We start from the raw sequence: 18,469 nt of genomic DNA on the forward strand, positions 1-18,469 counted from the left end.
CGTTTGAAAAGCAAAAACAACGCACTAGGAAAGGAATAAAAACCCATGAATAGCACGGATCCGATGAGCGAATCTACCTCGCTTAATCTTGATCACACTGACGACACCAACACTGCTAGCAGCACAGCAGAGCGCATTCGCAACAGCCGCGACTACCACGTTCTTAACGCTATGCTCGGTCTTTTTGATCCAGAAAAAGGTATTCAGTTTGATAAAGACACGGAAGCAGAAAAGCTTTACGTTTCGGGTTACGTGCAAGAACACAGCATGAAGTTTGCTTCTACTCGCGAGCGCTTGAATTATTTGATTAACAACTACTACTACAACGGCAACGTTTTCCACAAATACAGCGACGAGTTTCTAGATAAGTTCTACGAGCACGCAGAATCCGCTCACCACACTTTTGGCACATTCTTGGGTGCTTTTAAGTTCTACACTTCTTACGCTTTAAAGACTTTTGACGGCAAGCAATATTTGGAAAACTTCGCTCAGCGCGCAGCAGCCGTAGCTTTGGAACTTGCAGATGGCGATGAAAAAGCAGCGCTCAACTATTTGGACGAAATGCTTGCAGGCCGATTCCAGCCAGCTACCCCAACGTTCTTGAATCTTGGTAAAGCTCAGCGCGGAGAGGCTGTGAGCTGCTTCCTTGTGCGTTTGGAAGACAATATGGAGTCTATTGCGCGCGGAATTAACTCTGCTTTGCAGCTTTCTAAGCGCGGCGGCGGCGTTGCTCTGCTTCTTACTAATTTGCGCGAGCTTGGCGCTCCTATTAAGCGCATCGAAAATCAGTCGAGCGGCGTTGTGCCTGTTATGAAGCTTTTGGAAGATTCATTCTCTTATGCTAATCAGCTTGGCGCTCGTCAGGGCGCTGGTGCCGTGTATATTAACGCTCACCACCCAGATATTATGCGTTTCCTCGACACTAAGCGCGAGAACGCAGACGAGAAGATTCGTATTAAGTCGCTTTCTTTGGGTGTTGTGATTCCAGATATTACTTTTGAGCTTGCTAAGCGTAAGGAAAAGATGGCTTTATTTAGCCCTTACGACGTTGAGCGTGAGTACGGAAAGCCTTTTGCAGACATCTCCGTTACCGAGCATTACGATGAGATGGTTGCAAACCCTCGTATTCACAAGAAGTATATTGATGCTCGCGAATTCTTTATGACGCTTGCGGAGATTCAGTTTGAGTCTGGCTACCCTTACATTTTGTTTGAAGATACTGTGAATCGCACGAATCCTATTGAGGGCCGCATTACTATGAGCAACTTGTGCTCCGAGATTTTGCAAACTCAAGAAGCAAGCACTTATAACGCTGACTTGTCTTATAGCCACGTTGGTCGCGATATTTCTTGCAATCTTGGCTCTCTTAATATTGCTAAGGCGATGGACGGTGACTTGGGTGCAAGCGTTGATTTGGCTGTGCGCGCGCTCACTTCTGTATCCGAGCACACTTCGATTGATTCTGTGCCTTCGATTCGTCGCGGAAACGCAGAAGGCCATGCTATTGGCTTGGGTCAAATGAATTTGCACGGTTTCCTTGCTCGCGAGCACATGCAATACGGAAGCGAGGAAGCTCTTGACTTTACAGACATGTACTTTATGACTGTTGCTTACCACGCTTATAAGGCTTCTCACACTTTGGCTGTAGAGCGCGGGACTGCTTTTGCAAGCTTTAAGACTAGCGATTACGCTAAGCCTGCAGGCAAAGGCAACTACTTCGATAAGTACACTGATGGCAGCCGCTCGCTCGAGCCTAAAACTCAAAAGGTTCGCGATTTGTTTGCGCGTTTTAACGTTGCAATTCCAACCGTTTCGGACTGGGAGCAGTTGCGCGACGAGATTTTGCGCGACGGCATTTACAACGAGTATTTGCAAGCTGTTCCTCCAACTGGTTCAATCTCTTACATCAACCATTCCACGAGTTCGATTCACCCGATTGCTTCTCGCATTGAGATTCGTAAAGAGGGCAAGGTTGGACGCGTCTACTACCCTGCCGCATACATGACGAATGACAATATGCAGTACTTTAAGGATGCTTACGAGATTGGTTGGAAGGCAATTATTGACACTTACGCGGAGGCAACTCAGCATGTGGATCAAGGATTGTCACTTACTTTGTTCTTCCCAGACACTACGACTACTCGCGATTTGAACAAAGCTCAGATTTACGCATGGCGTAAGGGCATTAAAACTCTTTACTACATTCGTATTCGCCAGAAGGCTTTGGAAGGTACGGAAATCGAAGGTTGCGTAAGCTGCACGCTGTAAACCTTATGGTTGCAAATCTTTCGCAAATTAAATCAAAAACTTAAAAATTTTATAAAACGTAAACACAAAATCAGGAGTAATTATGACAGAACTCAGCCCAACCGAGCTTAGAAGTAGCCTCGATAAGCCTTTCGGCACAAATCGCGTGATCGCAGATGACGCTATGATGGCAGCTTCCATCACTCCAGCTCAGTATCGCTATCATCACGGATCTCGCGTGCGCCCAGTTAATTGGAACAATATTGTTGACGACAAAGATTTGGACGTTTGGAATCGTCTTATTGCTAACTTCTGGCTTCCAGAAAAAGTGCCACTGAGCAACGATATTCCTTCTTGGCGTTCCCTAACCGATCTTGAACGCAAGACAACTACTCGCGTCTTTACTGGCTTGACTTTACTTGATACCAGCCAGGCCACTATTGGTGAGCTTTGCCAGATTGAGCACGCGCGCACAGAGCACGAGCAGGCTATTTACACGAATATTGCTTTTATGCAATCGATTCACGCGCGCTCCTACTCCTCTATTTTCTCCACTCTTTGCTCTAGCGAGGAGATTGACGAGGCTTACCGTTGGGCTGTTGGAAACGACGTTTTGCAGCAGCGCGTTACCACCGTGCTTTGCGAGTACGAGAGCGAAGATCCGCTTAAGCGCAAGATTGCTGCAACTATGCTTTCTTCGCTTCTTCTTTACGCGGGCTTCTATTTGCCACTTTACTTTGCTTCTCGCGGAAAGATGATGAACACTGCCGACATGATTCGCTTGATTTTGCGCGATAAAGCAATTCACGGCTACTATTCTGGCTACAAGTTCCAGCGCGGTTTGGAACTTAGAAGCGAGAACGATAAGAAGAATCTTGAAAAGTTCACTATGAACTTGCTTGATACTTTGTACGATTTGGAAGTTGAGTATTCTGGTCAGATTTATGAAGGATTTGACTTCCACGATGACGTTTTTGACTTCGTACGTTACAACGCTAACAAGGCTTTGATGAACCTTGGCTATCCTGCTAAGTACAGCGAAGAAGAAACTCACGTAAGCCCAGAAATTCTTGCGGCTCTTTCTCCTGCAGCCGACGAAAATCACGACTTCTTCTCTGGCTCTGGTTCCAGCTACATTATGGGCAAGTCTGTTGAAACCGATGACGACGATTGGGATTTCTAGTCGCTAGTCGCTAACCACTAGTCGCTTTACTAATTAATTAGGTTGCTTATGCACTTTCATAAGCAACCTTTTTTATTTAATTATTTAAGAATATTTCCGTTTTGGAACTATTTTTAAATATCCGCGTACTTACTGAGTTATCGTGGCAGTTTTTGCTAGTTAGAATAAGTCATCGTGAGATCCTAAGCGTAGAAATATAATGCAATCTTCTTTAACTTGATACAACAGTAGAACGTCTGCAGACACATGCAATTCATGCACGCCTTTGTATGAGCCTTTAAGAATATGATCTCTATAAGTTGCAAGCTCGCGAGAATCTGCGCCATTGCAAATAAGTCTTACAATATTGATTACTTGCTCAATATCGTAATGCTTCTGCTTATATTTCTTAACATCTCGCAGATAGATTGGACTATAAAATGGCGGTTTAGGCATTGCGCATCAGCTCAGCAAAATCGTCTACAGTGCCTGCAGCTATTGGTTTTTCTTTCATAGCTTCATCAAGAGCGTGCTCGTATGGAGAACTTTCAAGTGAAAATGGGAAACGTTGCGTATTTACAATCTGATACAAAAATAGGTTGACTGCTGAACTCATATCAAGACCATAATGTTCAAGAACTTGCGATGCGCTATCTCGTATTTCTGGATTAACTCTTACACTTAATCTGCCTGTTCTAGCTGTTTTTGTAGAAGTCATGTCGTTTCCTTTAAGCTCAAAATCATAAATTGTTATTCATGATTTGCTTTATTATAACAGACCTACCGCACCCAATGTAATACCAAAGTAGCACCATTGTACACACAATTATTACTAAATTGCACGTTATCGTGGCAGTTTTTGTGATTTTTGCAATTTCTGTCACGATAACTCGGTTTTTGTGTTTTATAAGTCCTGTAACGCAATTCTTTTATCTTCTGCAGACTGCTTAGATGACTTATCGTTTTTCTTAAGAGAATGCGCATAGCGAATAAGACTTCTTGCAATAAAGAACACTAAAGCACATATAGCAAGTGCAATAAGAATGTCGATTATCGGACCAAATAATGCATAGCTCATGATTCATCCTTTCTTTTTCTATATTCGTTTATGAGTGTTCGAGCTGTGTCAACATCGTATTTATCGTCAATGGCAAGACTCTTTACTAAAAGAACGAACGGGTCTTCTGGTTCATTGTTGCTTATTCGAATTTTTTCAATGAGCCTGTTAAGTCTGATTCTCGTCGTTGGGTAAGAGACTTGATACATTTGCGACATTTCTTTTAACGATCCAGACGATAATACAAAGTTCTTTATAAACGACATGTCTTCGTCTGTGAGATTAGCCATCCATTTTGGAATATGATCCATATCACCCCTTTCTTCAGACTATAAACTTTAATTAAATTAAACTTTTATTAAAAATATTAAAGTTGTTGTATGAGTTTGTCAAGAATAAACATAAGAGATATGACGCAAAGCGACATTTTTATGTCGCCAGAATTGTCGCTTTGTCACCAATGGATACAAAATTTAGTCATTTTGCTTAGCGTTAAGAACGTTCAATAAGTTTATAATTTCATCAAGTACGCTTGAAAATGTTATTCCTTTTGTATAACTATATTTTTTCGAATAATTTTGCCACTGTTAATTTTGCCTTACTCACAGTAGCACTTCCAGTGTTTGCTTAATTTTATTGGATATATTCATTTTTGTTGCATACTCATGAAGTTTTATAAGATCTTTCCCATTGTACTTACTATAAGCTTGAAGAGTTTTAACAAAGAGTTCAGAATCAATGCTGTTTCTGTTTATTATAAAATCACAAATAATACGTTCAAAATCATAGACACGTACTTTATTCCCCATTGGGGTAGCCGTTGTAATAACGCCTAACTTGCTATACAATCTTGAAACCCAATGAATAGCTAAATTTGAGGGTGGATTATTAAAACGATATCCTCTAGGAACGCTTACTTCAAAATGTTGTGGAATTTCATCTGTAAAACCTTGAAGATAAAGAGCTGAAACATAAGAGAATACGGCCTGTGGATAACGATATTGAAAGAAGTAATATTCGTCATAATCACCATTGGAAGAGAGGAAAATCCCCCTTTCAATTCGATTAAGAACACCTTCGTTTTTCAAACGAGTTAAATATATAGTTGGAATATCTAATGTTTTACAATCCTTGTATGTAATTATTCCATGATTATTATCTAAATAGTTAAGGAGTATCTCTTTGTTTGACACAATAGCCTCACTTCTGTTGCTTTTATACTAATATTTTATCTTTTTTGTAGTGTAAAAGCAACAAAGAATTGTAACGCTATATTTTTAAGCAAGTTGTCATGGCAGAAATTGCAAATCTAGCAAAAACTGCCACGATAACTCAGTAAGTACGCGGATATTTAAAAATAGTTCCAAAACGGAAATATTATTAAATATTGATTGTTGAGAACATGCAAACTGCCAATAGTAAAAGTTTTTTAAAAGTTTTTCTAAAAGCACTATCGTTAAAAATAGGTACGCCTATTTGTGTAGATAAAATCTGCACGTTAGTATGTTGGTAATTTACAAAACAAGAATCACAAGGAGGTGCTTATTATGACCAATCCTTTGCGCGGTATACGAGAAGAAGATATTGTTAAGTACTTTAAAGCGCATAATCTTTCAGTTGGTAAAACATATGTGCTTACTATGAAGTACAACCCTTGGTGGAAAGATTTACTAAAATTGTTTGTCTTCAACACGCTGTGGTACGCCATGGAAGGTACTGCTACACGTATTGTCGCTGCCACTAATAATGAGTTTATTATTGTTAATCCGAATGTCATTTTAGGCTCGGGTAATCTAGCTAAATTAGACGATAAGCATCTTCGTTGTATTGCGTGGAATCAACTCACTAATTTTGAAGTTATAAATAAGCCAACAACTCAAATAATTCGTTTTACTGCAAATGGCAAAACTGAAGAATGGAGTGTGCCAACGGAAAGTGCTAGCGTATGGCACTTTAATGTGTACAATCTTGATAATTTGAGAAAAACAATACAATCGCACATCTCTTGATAATCGGATTCCAAAACAAGATACCATATATTGTATGAACACTACTTACGCAATTGTTGATAATGACACGCTTGTATTGCGATATATGCGACTTCTTCTAAAAAGTCGTTTGCCTGAAAATTTTGTTTGTGCATGGATGTGTTCTTCTGCAAAACAAGCTATTCATCGTTGCGTTACAGAAAATACTCCTGACGTACTTTTAGTAGATATGTCAATGAGAGAAATGAGTGGTGTTGGTGTAATTAAGGCAATTCGCGAGCGCAATAGCAATATTGTTTTAATTGGCATTACTTCCTACATGCTGGATGAATACGTATTGCAAGTTGCTAAGTCGGGTGGTCAAGCGTTAATACATAAAGACAATTTATCAGACGTAGTTGCAGCTATCCAATCGCGCACAACAAGCTACGGTTGCCCAGAATTGCCACAATATATTGACTATTTTCACACTCCGCAAGAATCATTTAATATGATTTCTCAACTTCCGAAGACTTCGGTTTTGTCTCCTCAAGAATCGGAAATTATGCGCTTGTGCAAACAGGGGTATTCTACGAAAGAGATTGCAGATCAGCTTAATGTGAAAGTTTCAACAGTCAACACGCATTTACGGCGTATTTATGGAAAACTTCAAGTTAAAAGTCGCATGCAGGCGCTCGCTGCGCTCGCAAAATACTCGCATGACATATAACGTGTAAGAAATTAACGTGTAAAAGTAGGTAGTTATGAAATTATTAACACGTATGATAAATTTTTTGCCGCATGATGCTTGGCAGAAAATTGGAATTGGTGCAGTCATAAGTTGTACTTTGATTCTTGAAATTTGTTCCTATAATAATCTTCATTACTACTCTAATTGGCATGCAATTACGGTTGAAATAGTATGGATTGTAATCTGCTTATGCATTGCAATATGGCCACGTAAAGCATCTTTTATTGTGCTCATTTGGATGCCGTTGGTAATTGTTGCGCCCAATATCAACTATTCATCTATGATGCTTACCATATTGATTTGTTTGGCAATTGCTATAATTACTCAACCTTGGTACACCGTGCTTTCTTCTTGTGGAGTATCTTTATGGTTCTTTGTTATATGCGATTTTCAAAACGCTTATGTGTTAGCGTGGTGGCTTCTTATCACTCTTATTTCTAGCGCAATCGTAAAATACTATATTTCTACTATTCACCAGCAACAGGAACAGTTATTTGCACAGCGTTACAACGTTTTTCAAAAATATGCCACTATTGCGGCAATTCGCATGCATGATGAAGTAACTAATGAGCTTTCCAGTATTATGATGATGGCCCAACAATCTATTGAACCTCAAACAACTCATGACCAAGAGCACGAAAATTCGCGAGAGATTCTTCAATGTGCTACTACAACTATTCATAAAGCACGCAATATCATTTCTCTTCTTGACAATGCTACAACTGCAAGCACTAGAGATGTTATGCAATCGACTACATGTTATAAAGATTTTTGCACAGGCTTACGCGCTCTATTTGACTGTGAACAAAAGTCATTTGAAAAGCTTGGCTATATTGGTTCCATTGACTTGAGTAGTGATTTAACTGCTGAAGATTCTCAATCAATGCGTTTGCCTTTTGAAGAATGTGCTCAAATTGAATATATTTGCCGAGAACTACTTGCAAACGTAAAAAAGCATGCTGCAAAGCCTAAAGAATACGCTATGAATGTAATGCTTAATGACAATGAATGTCACATTACGTGTATAAATAGTGCGCAACGCGGTATTCTTGCTAACTTGCAATTAGGATATGGACTGCGTTTTCATAAGATGCTTGCGGAACGAGTTGGCGGAACTTTTAAAGTTATTGAAGATGACGATTCGTGGATTATTAATGTACACGTTCCTCTTCATGCAGAGAAATAGCCATTGTGCAAGAATAAATTATTGTGCTTTCTTGCGCTTTAATCGAGTATTTGGAAGTATTTCGACCGAGTATTTGGACGAACCTTTGCGCAGCAGATGCAAGTAAGCGGTTAATCTGTTATGCAGAATGCTGTTTCGTTGCTATGTTATAAGCGTTATCGTGGCAGAAATTGCAAATCTAGCAAAAACTGCCACGATAACGCATGATTTGAGTGATGCTAGTTTAGCGGAATAACAACATTGACCAGCCAAGTATCATCATCTTTTTGAGCGCTTAAAGATCCACCTAAACGTTCCACAGATTTTTTGTGGAACAATAGTCCTTTTCCAAAAACAAGCCTTTCGCCAAACTTATTCAACATCGAAATCGAATTCATACACATTATTTTGCATTCGCGCTCATCAACCGTAACATTCATAGAAAAATCAACGCTAGTATTGCAATGCTTACGAATATTAGTAAGCAGCTCGCTGCACATGCGAATAGCACATTGAGCTTTTTCAGTACTAACAGTTGCAGATGCAGCAAAATCGTTACTTCCCGAACTTTCATCATTTACTGTTAGAGAGCCGTAATACCCAAGCTGCTCACAAATCTTACTCTCAGATTGCAATCGCGCGCGAATATTGCATAGAAAATCAGCCAAAGTCATGCAATTATTACCATTAGAACCATAAATAAACTGCGTGCCAGCAATACTAGCAATATTTGAATCTAAAGAATCATCATACTTATGCTCAGCTTGCTCAAGTAGATTAATAACAAGTCGCGTTTTAGAAAGCGCATTACGAGAATGCTCAACAATCTGCTCTAGCGACTCTTTTGTATGATTACTTTTCTCGGCATACAAAGCATCAGTCGCAAGCAATGTAATATCCGTAATCTCATTGTTCACATCGTCATGCAATTGCAATGCAACAGAAGCAATATAAGACTGGAACTCACTGCGCACAATATCCATTTTTGCGCGATTATTTTCCTCCAACATGTTCAAATACTTGCGCAAAGCGTAACCGCAAATCATGGAAATAAGAATAAAACAAGGGAAAGTAAGCGGAATGTACGCCATTTTTGCAAAGTACATAATATTCAGCGAAACTATATACGCACAAAGCAAATACTTCCACGAATCGTAAAAGCCTGCAACAAACATGCTAGCGATCAATGAAAAAAGAAAGCAAGTTGCATTTACGCCTGGTACTGCTAACGTTACGCAATATAAAATCGGAGTTACGAGGGATATTTGACGTGAAAAAGCAATCAAAAGAAATATTGCGAACATCCAAACGTATTGGCACACAGATTGCTGCGGGTTATGCCACAACCCAGCTGTATTGCAAGATTGCACATCCATTGACACTACAAGAATCGCCAATATTATGAATAAAGTTCGCTGAATTTTCCAGCTTTTAACCAACTCAATAACGCGCGAAAATGTTTTCATTAACATGCATTATCCGTTTCTTGCAAAAGATTCTGATGATTTTGCAGCGAATCATTAAAATATTGCATATTGCTATTTTGCTCACGATTTTGCATTGCAGCAAATGCGGATATTGCTTGCACTCGGTTAGAAACATGCAATTTTTTGTAAATTCTATGAATATGCGTGTTAATAGTGTTTGGCATAAGACAAAGTTGAGACGCAATCTGATTCGTTGTGTAACCTTTAGCAAGCAGATCCATAATTTTTAGTTCTTGAGGAGGCAAAACGCTACGCAATCTTGATTTAGAAAGCCTAATAAAAGATTCTTGCGGTGTAGCAAAATCGTAAGCAACGTCTTTAACACAACGGCAGCCATACACATTCTGCTTATCGCAATATTGCAAAGCTTCTGCTAGTCCTTTGAAATTGTCTTTAGCAACCATCGCTTGCCCGCCAACTTGCGAAACCATCGAAGCGTAGGATCTACAATCGTAAGAAGTCATGCCAATTAAAATAATGCTGTTGTTTTTCTCACGAATTGCGCGTATTACGTCTACTCCAGACATGTCTTTCATTGACATATCAATCAAAATATAATCTGGAGTTGTTTTTGTTACTTGGCAATATTTCAAAGCCTGCACGCCCGATTTTACACACCATTTGCACGCGTACTCGCCTGGCAAAAGCTTGCTGAGTACGTTTCGCATAACCGCTAAAACTAATGGGTCGTTATCTACTATTGCATACGTTTTTGGCATAATGGCTTTCTTGCAATCTTATGCTACTTTTCTTATATTCTACTTTATAATCATGCGCAAAGTAGAGCAAATCGTGTAGTAATAAATGATTACAAGTAATGCATGTAAGTCAAATTTGGTTATAATAAGTAACAATATGTGACTTTTAGTTGCGTTGAAAATTCATTTTCAATAATGATTGCAGCAGGATTATATGACAAAACGACTAGTAGTATTGCACTCCGCAGAAGTAGCTGCGGTGGCGCTTGCCTCAACAGCTGCTTTTATGCGTAGCTTTGGCTTCTTCGTTTTGTGGCTTGTACCAGGACTTCTTTCTGTTGCATTGTATTCTTATGCATATTTTTTCTTGCGTAAAAGCGTTATTAAAGAAAAAAATGCGTATATCGCAAATAATATATCTAAGATTGATGGCGCAGGCGCTAACAGAACAAGTAATGATGTTGAGAATATAGAAAGCAACAAAGATTACATAATTACTCTTGAGCAAGAGCGCAAAAAAGTCGAATCACAAAATAAGCAAATACGTAGCAATTATCTAAATAATTTAACAAATATTATTACATGCTTTATTTGTGGGCTTATTCACGTTCCTTGGATTTATTACTATGGAATTGCAAATGGCGTTGTAACATTGGTAATTTTATGGCGAGTAATAAAGCGCCCACAAGGTCACCCTATTGATGAAAGCGATTTTTAAGGATTTAGACTTTAAGGATTTAAGCTTTTAAGGATCTAAGCTTATTGTTGATCTTCCATTGAAAGATTTAATCCTTTTGCAGCATTGCGAAAATATTCTATGTAATCGCCATAGCCGTCTGCAATAATAGCATCCTCTTTTACAACAAAAGAGCCATTTTCTAGCACAATATATTTTGTAAAGAATTCTTCTAATTGCTTAGCTAATTCATCAATTTCATATTGTGAAAGCTCTTCGCTACTATTTTCCGCAAGGTTATCTTCCTGCTTTTGAATTTGATTAATGCTATTTTCGCAAACTTTTCCTATTTTGTTCACGTTATCTTCTGGCTGCCAAGAGTTTATGCCAAAATCACTCATGCTTACACTACCAATATTTGCGCTACTCATGTTTGTATCTCCTTGTATTTGTAATATATTCACAACTTATATTCGCAACACATATTTTCAATATATTTGTGCGTTGCTTTAAGTCTAATTACAAACATTTTCCGTGCAATCTTGAGTACTGAGTTTTGAGTACATAGTATTTCTCGAAGACTTGCAGCATTTATACTAGAAATACAAAATGCATACGAACGAGAAGCAGCGTACGCGAATTAGCTACAATGCTCACAAACAAAACAGCAAATTGGAAGGGAAACAACTCATGAGCAAGGACTCTATAAAACTTATTAAAAAAACGCTTATTTGGATTCTTAAGTGGGCAATATTTACAGCAATCGAATTCCTTCTTTTGTACGTTGCGCTTATATCTTGGAATCATGATTTTGCACAGTTCATGAACGAATACAGAAATGCGATTATTCCATTTATGGCAGCAACTGGAGCTATGGCAGCAGCGATGATTCGCGACGAAGGCACTATTCTTGAAGTCAAAGATTAAGGTAGTCAAGATTATTTTGCAGATGCGATTGAAGCCTCTTGACGAGCAACGTCAAGCGCTTTATTGAAGGCATCACTAGTCCAACTTGCTCCAGCAACAACCGAAATATGCAAATCTTTCAACGGCTTTCCAACGATTTTTCCTGGAATAGCCTCACTAAAAGCGCTCATGTGTTTTTTGGAGATTGGCGTAAACGGATGAGACGTTATTTGCACACTGCTAATATTTCCATTTGCAACGCTTAAATTCACATCAATACTATCTTCTGCAACTGGCCCATACTTAGCTTTGATTTTGTAATCGCCATCTTTGTAATTGCCAGTGTCTGTTTTAGGCGAATTTTGCTGATTTTGCTGATTTTGTGAATCCTCACTTTGCGCAGAAGCGTGCGATTGTTGAGCGCCAGAATCGTAAGATTTTGAAGAATTGCCACTATCGTTTTCGCTTTGACCAGAGTTTCCTGCAAACTCATCATTCATTGGAACAGCGCTCGGCTCACCGCAAGATGCAAGAAAAGCACTTGAGCTAGCCAAAACCGCAATCGCAGCAACCGTTTTTGCAATTTTTTTAGACTTCAAATCATCACGCAAATTATTGCAGCGTGAAACATTGTGAAACATATTGTCTAAAATCATAAATCATCGCCTTTAAATCTTAAATTAAAACTATACGCAACTAATCATCTAAAAACTAATCATCTAAATTCGCTAATTTAGGCGACTTAGTAGGCTCATGATTTTGCAAAGATTGCGCAACGCTTTCATCAACATGCGCACTCGTAAACGCAGGCTTGCCACCAATCGCCTCGTACGCTTTGCGCGCATCCTCATTATTCCAACGCTCCCCAACAAGCACACCGTGGTTGAGCATAATTTCACGATCCGCGCATTGAGCTACCAAAGAATCGTGCGTTACAACAATAATCGTAGTGCCCTGGTAATGAAGCTGCTTAAACAAGTCGAGTACAATCTGCTCATTCTTTTCGTCCAAATTACCAGTCGGCTCATCCGCAAGAAGCAACTTCGGGCAGTTAATAAGAGCACGCGCAACACACACACGCTGCTGCTCACCGCCAGAAAGCTGGCTTGGTAAATGATGTGCGCGGTCCTTTAATCCCACGCGTTCCAAAGCTTCCATTGCTTGCGATTCGTCTACAACAGAATGATAGTATTGCGCAACCATCACGTTTTCTACGGCTGTTAAATGTGGCACAAGATAAAACTTTTGAAACACAAGACCGATTACGTTTTTGCGAACGTCTGCAAGCTGGCCCGCGTTCAAATCCTCGAGTTTTCGGCCTTGCAAAGCAACGGAGCCTTTAGACGGCGAATCCATGCACCCAATAATGTTCATTAGCGTAGTTTTGCCAGAGCCGCTCGAGCCAACAATCGAAAGCCACTCGCCTTGCGGCACAGTAAGCGACAAATCGTCAACAGCGCGAAGAGAGCCGTAAATCTTGGAAACATGGTCCAAAGTCAACAGCATTTCTGGCTTGGAATCTGTATTTTCCTGCCTATTTTCTACATTCTCTGCCATATTAAATCCTTAAAAATCCTTAACTAAACATTCTAAAATCATTCTAAAATCACTATAAAAGCTATTCTTCTCGAAGCACAATCGCAGGGTCGATTTTTGAAGCGCGCAAAACAGGCGGCAACGCAGCAACGCAAGACGCCGCAACGCTAAACGCAATAGAAAAGGCAACCAGCCACCAATTCACGCTCAAATCTCGCGCAAACACCATTGACGCAAGCAATCGCGCAAATCCATACCCTACTGCCGTACCAGAGATTCCGCCAATAAAACCATAAAGCCCAGATTCCGCAGTGAACTCAACGCCAATGCTCTTAGCGCTCGCACCCAAAGCTTTGCGCAAGCCAATCTCATTTCGGCGCTGCTGTACAATCGAAGAAATCGTAGTGCTTACACCAACCATCATCAACGCAAGAACAACCAGCGAAACAATCCAAAATAGGCTGCGAAGCATAGCAATAATGCCAGTATCTGCCGCTGTAACTTTAGTAACTTGTTGCGCACGAACGCGCATAGAAGTCATATCGTTAATGCTGCGCACAACAGCATCTACATTCGGCGCAGAAGACGAGTAAGCAATCACGTCCGCACCGCGCTTAACGCCTGTAAGCACACGCAAATCCGCGTTAGTTGCGTAAAGCATGGAATCTTCGGCGTCTCCCGTGTCTAGAATGCCGCAAACGCGGAAAGTTGTGCCGTGAGTATCCATAATATCTGTGGAAACTCTGCCTTCAACAAGCTTTTTTGAGGAAGATTTATCTGTTTGATTTTCTGCTTGATTACCTTGCGACTTACCTTGCGACTTTTGCGCGGGCTTGTGCGAATCCGAGGAATTATCGCCAGCGCGATACGCGATTGCAATGCGCGAACCAATCTTCAATCCCATAGCCGAAGCAACATCTCGCCCAACCATAACGTTGCCACTGCTAGGCCAAGCGCCGTCCACGTTCCAATGCTTATTAAGCGACTTAACAGCGGAAACATCCACTCCAGCAAGCACGTACGGAGCCGCATTAATGCGCACATTTTCGTAACGGTAGGTAGCAGATCGCATAGCACCTTTTGCAAGAACCATGTCGTTAGTGTGCAAAACCATTGCGCGATCAATGCCATTTTTCCACTCGCCTGCAAGCGGCGTCACAATAATATTCGCTCCGTACGTGCGCATTTCGTCACTCATTTGTTGAGGAACAACAATGCAGATTGCAGCCAAGCAAAATAGCGTAGCGGCACCAACAAGAGTTGCAACTACTGCCATAAGCGCACGCGACTTTCGGCGAAAAACCGCGCCAAAAAGCATAGTCGCAAACATTGCGCTATTAGAAGTCATACCCGAACCAGATTTAACGCCCATGAAGCACCTCCGCAGGACGCACATGCAAAATAGAGCGAATAGAAGAGCCAGCAGCAGCAAGAACAGTAATCGCAAGAAGCACAAACACCAGCACAAATACCATTGGTCGAAGCGAAATCGCAGAACCAAACACGCTAAATCCAATCACTTGCGCAACGCCAAAGCCTGCAATCATACCAATAAGCGCACCAACGCACGCAATAACCGCTGTTTCCATAAGCATTAGCCGCGCAACAGCGCCATCGCGCGCACCCAGCGCCTTGAGCAGCGCAAGCTCCCCCGAGCGCTCCGAAATCGCAGCAGCCATAAGATTTGCAACAGCAACAGCCGCAGCAACCAAGCTAAGCGCCGTCATAAGCACCATCACAGCGCGCGTCTTGTTAAGCACGCTGCCTTGCATAGCCGAAACTTGCCGCACTTGCTTTGCAACAGCTCCTGGAATCACTTCTTCAATTTGGTAAGTAATCGAGCTTGGGTAGGCTGTGCAATACCACGTCTCCCACTCTTCTTGGCTAAGCGCCGCTGGATTCTTCGCCGCTTTACGCGCTAAATCGTTTTCTGGCGTAGTCAATGCTTTAACTTCAATCGCCTCAACCATATTTGGCCTATTGGAAAGGCGTTGTGCCTGGCTGGAATCCGCGTAAATCGCGTTATTGTCGATATCTCCAGAATCGTAGATGCCAACAATTTTAAGTGAGATTTGCCTGCCAGAACGAGTTAGTTTTATTCGCTGACCAACTTTTAGATTATGACTTTTAGCAAGATTTGCACCAACAGCGGCCTCGTGCTTAAAATCGCGCGGGAATCTGCCTTCAAGCATCTTCCACCAAGACCGCATTCCTTGCACGCCAACAACTGTTGTCTCTCCAGAAGCGAGCGCAAGCTTGCGATTAAACCACGTGCCAACAATCGGAACTACTGAATTAGCAGATTTAGCGGAATTAGTGGATTTAGCAGAAGAAGAATTAGCAGAATTAGCAGATTCAGCAGAAGAATTTGCTTTAAGATTTGCTTTAAGATTTGCATAAATCGTTAGTTTTGGCGCAAAATTCGTTATGTTAAACGCCCAAAAAATCATTTTGATTTTTGCAGCATCCGATTCCTTCAAAAAAGCGGTAGATTCTTGACTTTCAGCATCCGCCAAAGTTTGAGAAGTTTGCAAAGCTTGCGAATTACTATAGTCCGACTTTGTGCGAGACGCATACAAATCGTTCACAACAGCATTCGACTTAGGCTGAACAATAATATTGGATCCGTAAGAGCTAAGCTCCGCGTTAATTTTGTCTCCAACGTCGTAAACAACGCTAAGCATTGCAACGCTTACACACGCACTCAAGCACACAACAATCGCTATAAGAACTCGCTTTTTAATCTGCCTTGCAAGAGATCGCGCAACCATTCGAATCATAAACATTTGCAAGCACTCCTACTTAAAGTGCGAGCTAAGCACGTCTAAATCGGCTGTGTGAATGGTAATTTTTCCGCCACCAGCCTTGTATGGGAATGGAATCGGGTTGCATCCGCCCTTAAAACCAATAGTCGCCAAATTTATTGCAACATCGCATTTTCGGCATATTATCTTGCCGTCTTTTTCGTAGTAGCCTGCGTCTCCGCAATTTTCGCAAGCATCCAAACCCACTCCATACGCTCCACCATTTTTCTTGATGATTATAAAGCGCATAACAGTGCCATCTTTAGCTTTGTATTGGAATCTATGCAAGTGGCCATCGCTAATTTGCACAAAGTTGATTGTTGCTACGCCATCATGCAACTCGTACGGTTCTGGCGGCGTAAGCGTTGGCTTAATATTCATAAGATACACGCCAGCAGTAAGCGTAAGTATTACTACGATTGCAGCCATTAGCGCCGCAAGCGCAGACCTTCTAGACTTGCGCTTAAACGCTCGCTTTGCGCGGATTTGTGCAGGATTTTCTCCATCTACAGGCGTCTTAAAACCAATTACAATAGACGCAAATGCAGGAATCAAAAACACGCAAATTTGCGCAATAATCATAAGCGGAGCGTTGTTTATAAGCCAAACAAGAATGCTAAACGAAAAATCGTCTATATACAGCAAAATACTTCCTTGCATAATTTGCAGCAGGGATGTTAAATGCTGAATTAGCAAGATTATTAAGCTTAGAATAATTGCGATTTTAAAGGCGCCAATACTCGCGGTTGTGCGCAAAGATCGCACCATAAGACTTATGCAAATCGCAGCAGCCGCGCCAAGAATAAATCCTAGCGCGCGAAGAAGCATATCGGAAGTAAACGGAGGCGTGCTGGAGTCAACGAAAATCGTAAGCTGCAAAATCACGTCTGGAAGCGCGTAAAACACTGTAAACGCTAGGCAAAGCGCGCCAATTGCATTACTTATGTGCAAAGGCAGCGGATTTTTGCGCCATTTTGCAACCGTTTTGCCAGATGCGCCAACACAAGCGATTGTTGCAATATCTAGCGGAACTGCAATGCAAAGCGCTGGAAGATTCACAAAATTGCGCTGATTAATCACCACGCTTGCGCGCAAAAATGCAAAAACAAGCGCCGCAACTGTTCCAAAAATCAAACCAAAAAGTCGCCAGCGGCAGCTGATTGGCTTATCTCGTCCCTCGCCAACGCTTAGCGTTGCGCTTAATCCCATTGTAAGCAGCGCAAGAGGGAGCAGCCCTGGAAGTACTGTAACGAACATCCTGAGCATGTTCCCTCCTTTGCTATTTATGTGTTATTTGTTATCTATTTTTGTTTTTTATTTATGCGCCATTTTGCACTATTTATGCATTACTCATGCATTCTACTGGCAAAACTACCACTGACGTGGAGTGTACTTCCAATCGTCGAATGTAGCGGTAATTGGCTCAGTCCAGAATCGGCCAGTCACGCCCGTAGCAGGATCTACGTGAAGCATCCAACCCTTCTTTTCTGGCGATTCAACAGAAAGCACTAACTTGTAGTTTCCAGCCTTATCGAGCTTAACATTTGCGCCGTAGTGTGGGCCGTCGGAAGCGTTCATTTGCATAAACGTGCCCTTTACAACAGCGTCACCGCTCGCCTTATCAATAATTTGATAATTCACAGTCAAATCTGGAATAAACTCGCCCTTTCCATAGCCAAGCTGTGCACCTTTCTTGTTTGCGTGAATATCTGCCTCAAGGTGGAAGCTTGCCTCGCTTGCCTTTAAGCCCATGCCTGCTGGAACCATGTCGACTGGCTGGAAGTACACAGCGCCAATCGTAAGCGGGCCAATGTTCTGGTCTTGGTGAGGTCCAACTGGAACCTCTTCAAAGCCCTTGTCTCCTCCCTTATCGTCGGCCTTCTGCTCAGATGATTGTGGCTTTGACGCAGACTTTGCTGCGTTTCCGTTTGCGCCACAGCCAGTGAGTGTTAGCATTCCTGCAAGCGCTAAGGCTGCAATTGCCATCATCTTTTTATTCTTCATATCTAACCT

At 41.3% G+C, this 18,469-nt stretch carries 21 protein-coding genes; 7 read left to right on the top strand and 14 right to left on the bottom strand.

Annotated features, from left to right (window positions below; genetic code table 11):
- Window positions 1-45: 45 nt before the first annotated feature.
- Window positions 46-2,268, top strand: coding sequence for a class 1b ribonucleoside-diphosphate reductase subunit alpha (gene nrdE / locus HXT36_RS04510; protein ID WP_421778652.1), 2,223 nt, complete (start codon window positions 46-48; stop codon window positions 2,266-2,268).
- 82 nt (window positions 2,269-2,350) lie between these two features.
- Entirely contained in the window at window positions 2,351-3,430 is a 1,080-nt protein-coding gene (gene nrdF, locus HXT36_RS04515; RefSeq protein ID WP_016635885.1) for a class 1b ribonucleoside-diphosphate reductase subunit beta, read from the top strand.
- Between the two features lie 159 nt (window positions 3,431-3,589).
- Here the strand turns inward: nrdF and HXT36_RS04520 are convergent, their stop codons facing one another.
- The 5 genes from HXT36_RS04520 to HXT36_RS04540 form a co-directional block, all read right to left on the bottom strand.
- Window positions 3,590-3,865, bottom strand: a complete 276-nt coding sequence (locus HXT36_RS04520) for a type II toxin-antitoxin system YafQ family toxin (RefSeq protein ID WP_012913985.1) — start codon at window positions 3,863-3,865, stop codon at window positions 3,590-3,592.
- Window positions 3,858-4,127, bottom strand: a complete 270-nt coding sequence (locus HXT36_RS04525) for a type II toxin-antitoxin system RelB/DinJ family antitoxin (protein ID WP_016796973.1) — start codon at window positions 4,125-4,127, stop codon at window positions 3,858-3,860. Before HXT36_RS04525 ends, HXT36_RS04520 begins: the two co-directional genes overlap by 8 nt.
- A gap of 186 nt (window positions 4,128-4,313) precedes the next feature.
- Window positions 4,314-4,487, bottom strand: coding sequence for a hypothetical protein (locus HXT36_RS04530; protein WP_004131597.1), 174 nt, complete (start codon window positions 4,485-4,487; stop codon window positions 4,314-4,316).
- Window positions 4,484-4,777 (bottom strand): DUF2089 family protein, encoded by a 294-nt coding sequence (locus HXT36_RS04535; RefSeq protein ID WP_016796972.1) that lies wholly within the window; start codon window positions 4,775-4,777, stop codon window positions 4,484-4,486. The genes HXT36_RS04530 and HXT36_RS04535 overlap by 4 nt, the downstream gene beginning before the upstream one ends.
- 291 nt (window positions 4,778-5,068) lie before the next feature.
- Entirely contained in the window at window positions 5,069-5,659 is a 591-nt protein-coding gene (locus HXT36_RS04540) for a type IV toxin-antitoxin system AbiEi family antitoxin domain-containing protein (protein WP_016796971.1), read from the bottom strand.
- Between the two features lie 354 nt (window positions 5,660-6,013).
- On the opposite strand from HXT36_RS04540, the gene HXT36_RS04545 reads away from it, so the two are divergent.
- The 3 genes from HXT36_RS04545 to HXT36_RS04555 are packed head-to-tail and all read left to right on the top strand — an operon-like array spanning window position 6,014 to window position 8,370.
- Window positions 6,014-6,475, top strand: coding sequence for a hypothetical protein (locus tag HXT36_RS04545; RefSeq protein WP_421778653.1), 462 nt, complete (start codon window positions 6,014-6,016; stop codon window positions 6,473-6,475).
- A 34-nt stretch (window positions 6,476-6,509) separates the two neighbouring features.
- Window positions 6,510-7,163 (top strand): response regulator transcription factor, encoded by a 654-nt coding sequence (locus HXT36_RS04550; protein ID WP_020757085.1) that lies wholly within the window; start codon window positions 6,510-6,512, stop codon window positions 7,161-7,163.
- Window positions 7,164-7,197: 34 nt separating this feature from the next.
- Window positions 7,198-8,370, top strand: a complete 1,173-nt coding sequence (locus HXT36_RS04555) for an exodeoxyribonuclease V (protein ID WP_421778654.1) — start codon at window positions 7,198-7,200, stop codon at window positions 8,368-8,370.
- A 218-nt stretch (window positions 8,371-8,588) separates the two neighbouring features.
- Here HXT36_RS04555 and HXT36_RS04560 read toward each other — a convergent pair whose 3' ends face one another.
- The gene (locus HXT36_RS04560; RefSeq protein WP_421778655.1) at window positions 8,589-9,821 is read right to left on the bottom strand and encodes a histidine kinase; all 1,233 of its coding nucleotides are present in this window, start codon (window positions 9,819-9,821) and stop codon (window positions 8,589-8,591) included.
- On the bottom strand, window positions 9,815-10,555 hold the full coding sequence (locus HXT36_RS04565; protein WP_421778656.1) for a response regulator transcription factor: 741 nt from the start codon (window positions 10,553-10,555) through the stop codon (window positions 9,815-9,817). The genes HXT36_RS04560 and HXT36_RS04565 overlap by 7 nt, the downstream gene beginning before the upstream one ends.
- A 193-nt stretch (window positions 10,556-10,748) precedes the next feature.
- Between HXT36_RS04565 and HXT36_RS04570 the strand changes: the two genes are divergently transcribed.
- A complete protein-coding gene (locus HXT36_RS04570) occupies window positions 10,749-11,252 on the top strand; it encodes a hypothetical protein (protein WP_016792835.1) in 504 nt (167 codons plus the stop codon).
- Between the two features lie 41 nt (window positions 11,253-11,293).
- Here the strand turns inward: HXT36_RS04570 and HXT36_RS04575 are convergent, their stop codons facing one another.
- A complete protein-coding gene (locus tag HXT36_RS04575) occupies window positions 11,294-11,641 on the bottom strand; it encodes a hypothetical protein (protein WP_020757080.1) in 348 nt (115 codons plus the stop codon).
- 259 nt (window positions 11,642-11,900) lie between these two features.
- On the opposite strand from HXT36_RS04575, the gene HXT36_RS04580 reads away from it, so the two are divergent.
- Entirely contained in the window at window positions 11,901-12,137 is a 237-nt protein-coding gene (locus HXT36_RS04580; RefSeq protein WP_032813307.1) for a hypothetical protein, read from the top strand.
- Window positions 12,138-12,148: 11 nt separating this feature from the next.
- Here the strand turns inward: HXT36_RS04580 and HXT36_RS04585 are convergent, their stop codons facing one another.
- The 6 genes from HXT36_RS04585 to HXT36_RS04610 form a co-directional block, all read right to left on the bottom strand.
- Window positions 12,149-12,772 carry an FMN-binding protein gene (locus HXT36_RS04585; RefSeq protein WP_016635749.1) on the bottom strand — a complete coding sequence of 208 codons (624 nt, stop codon included), beginning with the start codon at window positions 12,770-12,772 and terminating at the stop codon, window positions 12,149-12,151.
- 55 nt (window positions 12,773-12,827) lie between these two features.
- On the bottom strand, window positions 12,828-13,673 hold the full coding sequence (locus HXT36_RS04590) for an ABC transporter ATP-binding protein (RefSeq protein WP_016792839.1): 846 nt from the start codon (window positions 13,671-13,673) through the stop codon (window positions 12,828-12,830).
- A gap of 61 nt (window positions 13,674-13,734) precedes the next feature.
- Window positions 13,735-15,024, bottom strand: a complete 1,290-nt coding sequence (locus HXT36_RS04595) for an ABC transporter permease (RefSeq protein WP_421778657.1) — start codon at window positions 15,022-15,024, stop codon at window positions 13,735-13,737.
- Window positions 15,014-16,438, bottom strand: a complete 1,425-nt coding sequence (locus HXT36_RS04600) for an ABC transporter permease (protein WP_421778658.1) — start codon at window positions 16,436-16,438, stop codon at window positions 15,014-15,016. Before HXT36_RS04600 ends, HXT36_RS04595 begins: the two co-directional genes overlap by 11 nt.
- A 12-nt stretch (window positions 16,439-16,450) precedes the next feature.
- Window positions 16,451-17,722 carry a Fe-S-containing protein gene (locus tag HXT36_RS04605; RefSeq protein ID WP_421778659.1) on the bottom strand — a complete coding sequence of 424 codons (1,272 nt, stop codon included), beginning with the start codon at window positions 17,720-17,722 and terminating at the stop codon, window positions 16,451-16,453.
- A gap of 105 nt (window positions 17,723-17,827) precedes the next feature.
- The gene (locus tag HXT36_RS04610; RefSeq protein ID WP_004131558.1) at window positions 17,828-18,460 is read right to left on the bottom strand and encodes an iron transporter; all 633 of its coding nucleotides are present in this window, start codon (window positions 18,458-18,460) and stop codon (window positions 17,828-17,830) included.
- Between the last annotated feature and the right edge of the window lie 9 nt (window positions 18,461-18,469).

The organism is Gardnerella sp. DNF01144 (assembly GCF_049244245.1).
In the GTDB taxonomy this organism is placed as follows: domain Bacteria; phylum Actinomycetota; class Actinomycetes; order Actinomycetales; family Bifidobacteriaceae; genus Bifidobacterium; species Bifidobacterium piotii.

What these genes read in the sequence shown, in the direction of transcription:
- nrdE (WP_421778652.1), top strand. Translation starts at nt 46, where the DNA reads ATGAATAGCACGGATCCGATGAGCGAATCTACCTCGCTTAATCTTGAT.
- nrdF (WP_016635885.1), top strand. Translation starts at nt 2,351, where the DNA reads ATGACAGAACTCAGCCCAACCGAGCTTAGAAGTAGCCTCGATAAGCCT.
- HXT36_RS04520 (WP_012913985.1), bottom strand. Translation starts at nt 3,865, where the DNA reads ATGCCTAAACCGCCATTTTATAGTCCAATCTATCTGCGAGATGTTAAG.
- HXT36_RS04525 (WP_016796973.1), bottom strand. Translation starts at nt 4,127, where the DNA reads ATGACTTCTACAAAAACAGCTAGAACAGGCAGATTAAGTGTAAGAGTT.
- HXT36_RS04530 (WP_004131597.1), bottom strand. Translation starts at nt 4,487, where the DNA reads ATGAGCTATGCATTATTTGGTCCGATAATCGACATTCTTATTGCACTT.
- HXT36_RS04535 (WP_016796972.1), bottom strand. Translation starts at nt 4,777, where the DNA reads ATGGATCATATTCCAAAATGGATGGCTAATCTCACAGACGAAGACATG.
- HXT36_RS04545 (WP_421778653.1), top strand. Translation starts at nt 6,014, where the DNA reads ATGACCAATCCTTTGCGCGGTATACGAGAAGAAGATATTGTTAAGTAC.
- HXT36_RS04550 (WP_020757085.1), top strand. Translation starts at nt 6,510, where the DNA reads ATGAACACTACTTACGCAATTGTTGATAATGACACGCTTGTATTGCGA.
- HXT36_RS04555 (WP_421778654.1), top strand. Translation starts at nt 7,198, where the DNA reads ATGAAATTATTAACACGTATGATAAATTTTTTGCCGCATGATGCTTGG.
- HXT36_RS04560 (WP_421778655.1), bottom strand. Translation starts at nt 9,821, where the DNA reads ATGTTAATGAAAACATTTTCGCGCGTTATTGAGTTGGTTAAAAGCTGG.
- HXT36_RS04565 (WP_421778656.1), bottom strand. Translation starts at nt 10,555, where the DNA reads ATGCCAAAAACGTATGCAATAGTAGATAACGACCCATTAGTTTTAGCG.
- HXT36_RS04570 (WP_016792835.1), top strand. Translation starts at nt 10,749, where the DNA reads ATGACAAAACGACTAGTAGTATTGCACTCCGCAGAAGTAGCTGCGGTG.
- HXT36_RS04575 (WP_020757080.1), bottom strand. Translation starts at nt 11,641, where the DNA reads ATGAGTAGCGCAAATATTGGTAGTGTAAGCATGAGTGATTTTGGCATA.
- HXT36_RS04580 (WP_032813307.1), top strand. Translation starts at nt 11,901, where the DNA reads ATGAGCAAGGACTCTATAAAACTTATTAAAAAAACGCTTATTTGGATT.
- HXT36_RS04585 (WP_016635749.1), bottom strand. Translation starts at nt 12,772, where the DNA reads ATGATTTTAGACAATATGTTTCACAATGTTTCACGCTGCAATAATTTG.
- HXT36_RS04590 (WP_016792839.1), bottom strand. Translation starts at nt 13,673, where the DNA reads ATGGCAGAGAATGTAGAAAATAGGCAGGAAAATACAGATTCCAAGCCA.
- HXT36_RS04595 (WP_421778657.1), bottom strand. Translation starts at nt 15,024, where the DNA reads ATGGGCGTTAAATCTGGTTCGGGTATGACTTCTAATAGCGCAATGTTT.
- HXT36_RS04600 (WP_421778658.1), bottom strand. Translation starts at nt 16,438, where the DNA reads ATGTTTATGATTCGAATGGTTGCGCGATCTCTTGCAAGGCAGATTAAA.
- HXT36_RS04605 (WP_421778659.1), bottom strand. Translation starts at nt 17,722, where the DNA reads ATGCTCAGGATGTTCGTTACAGTACTTCCAGGGCTGCTCCCTCTTGCG.
- HXT36_RS04610 (WP_004131558.1), bottom strand. Translation starts at nt 18,460, where the DNA reads ATGAAGAATAAAAAGATGATGGCAATTGCAGCCTTAGCGCTTGCAGGA.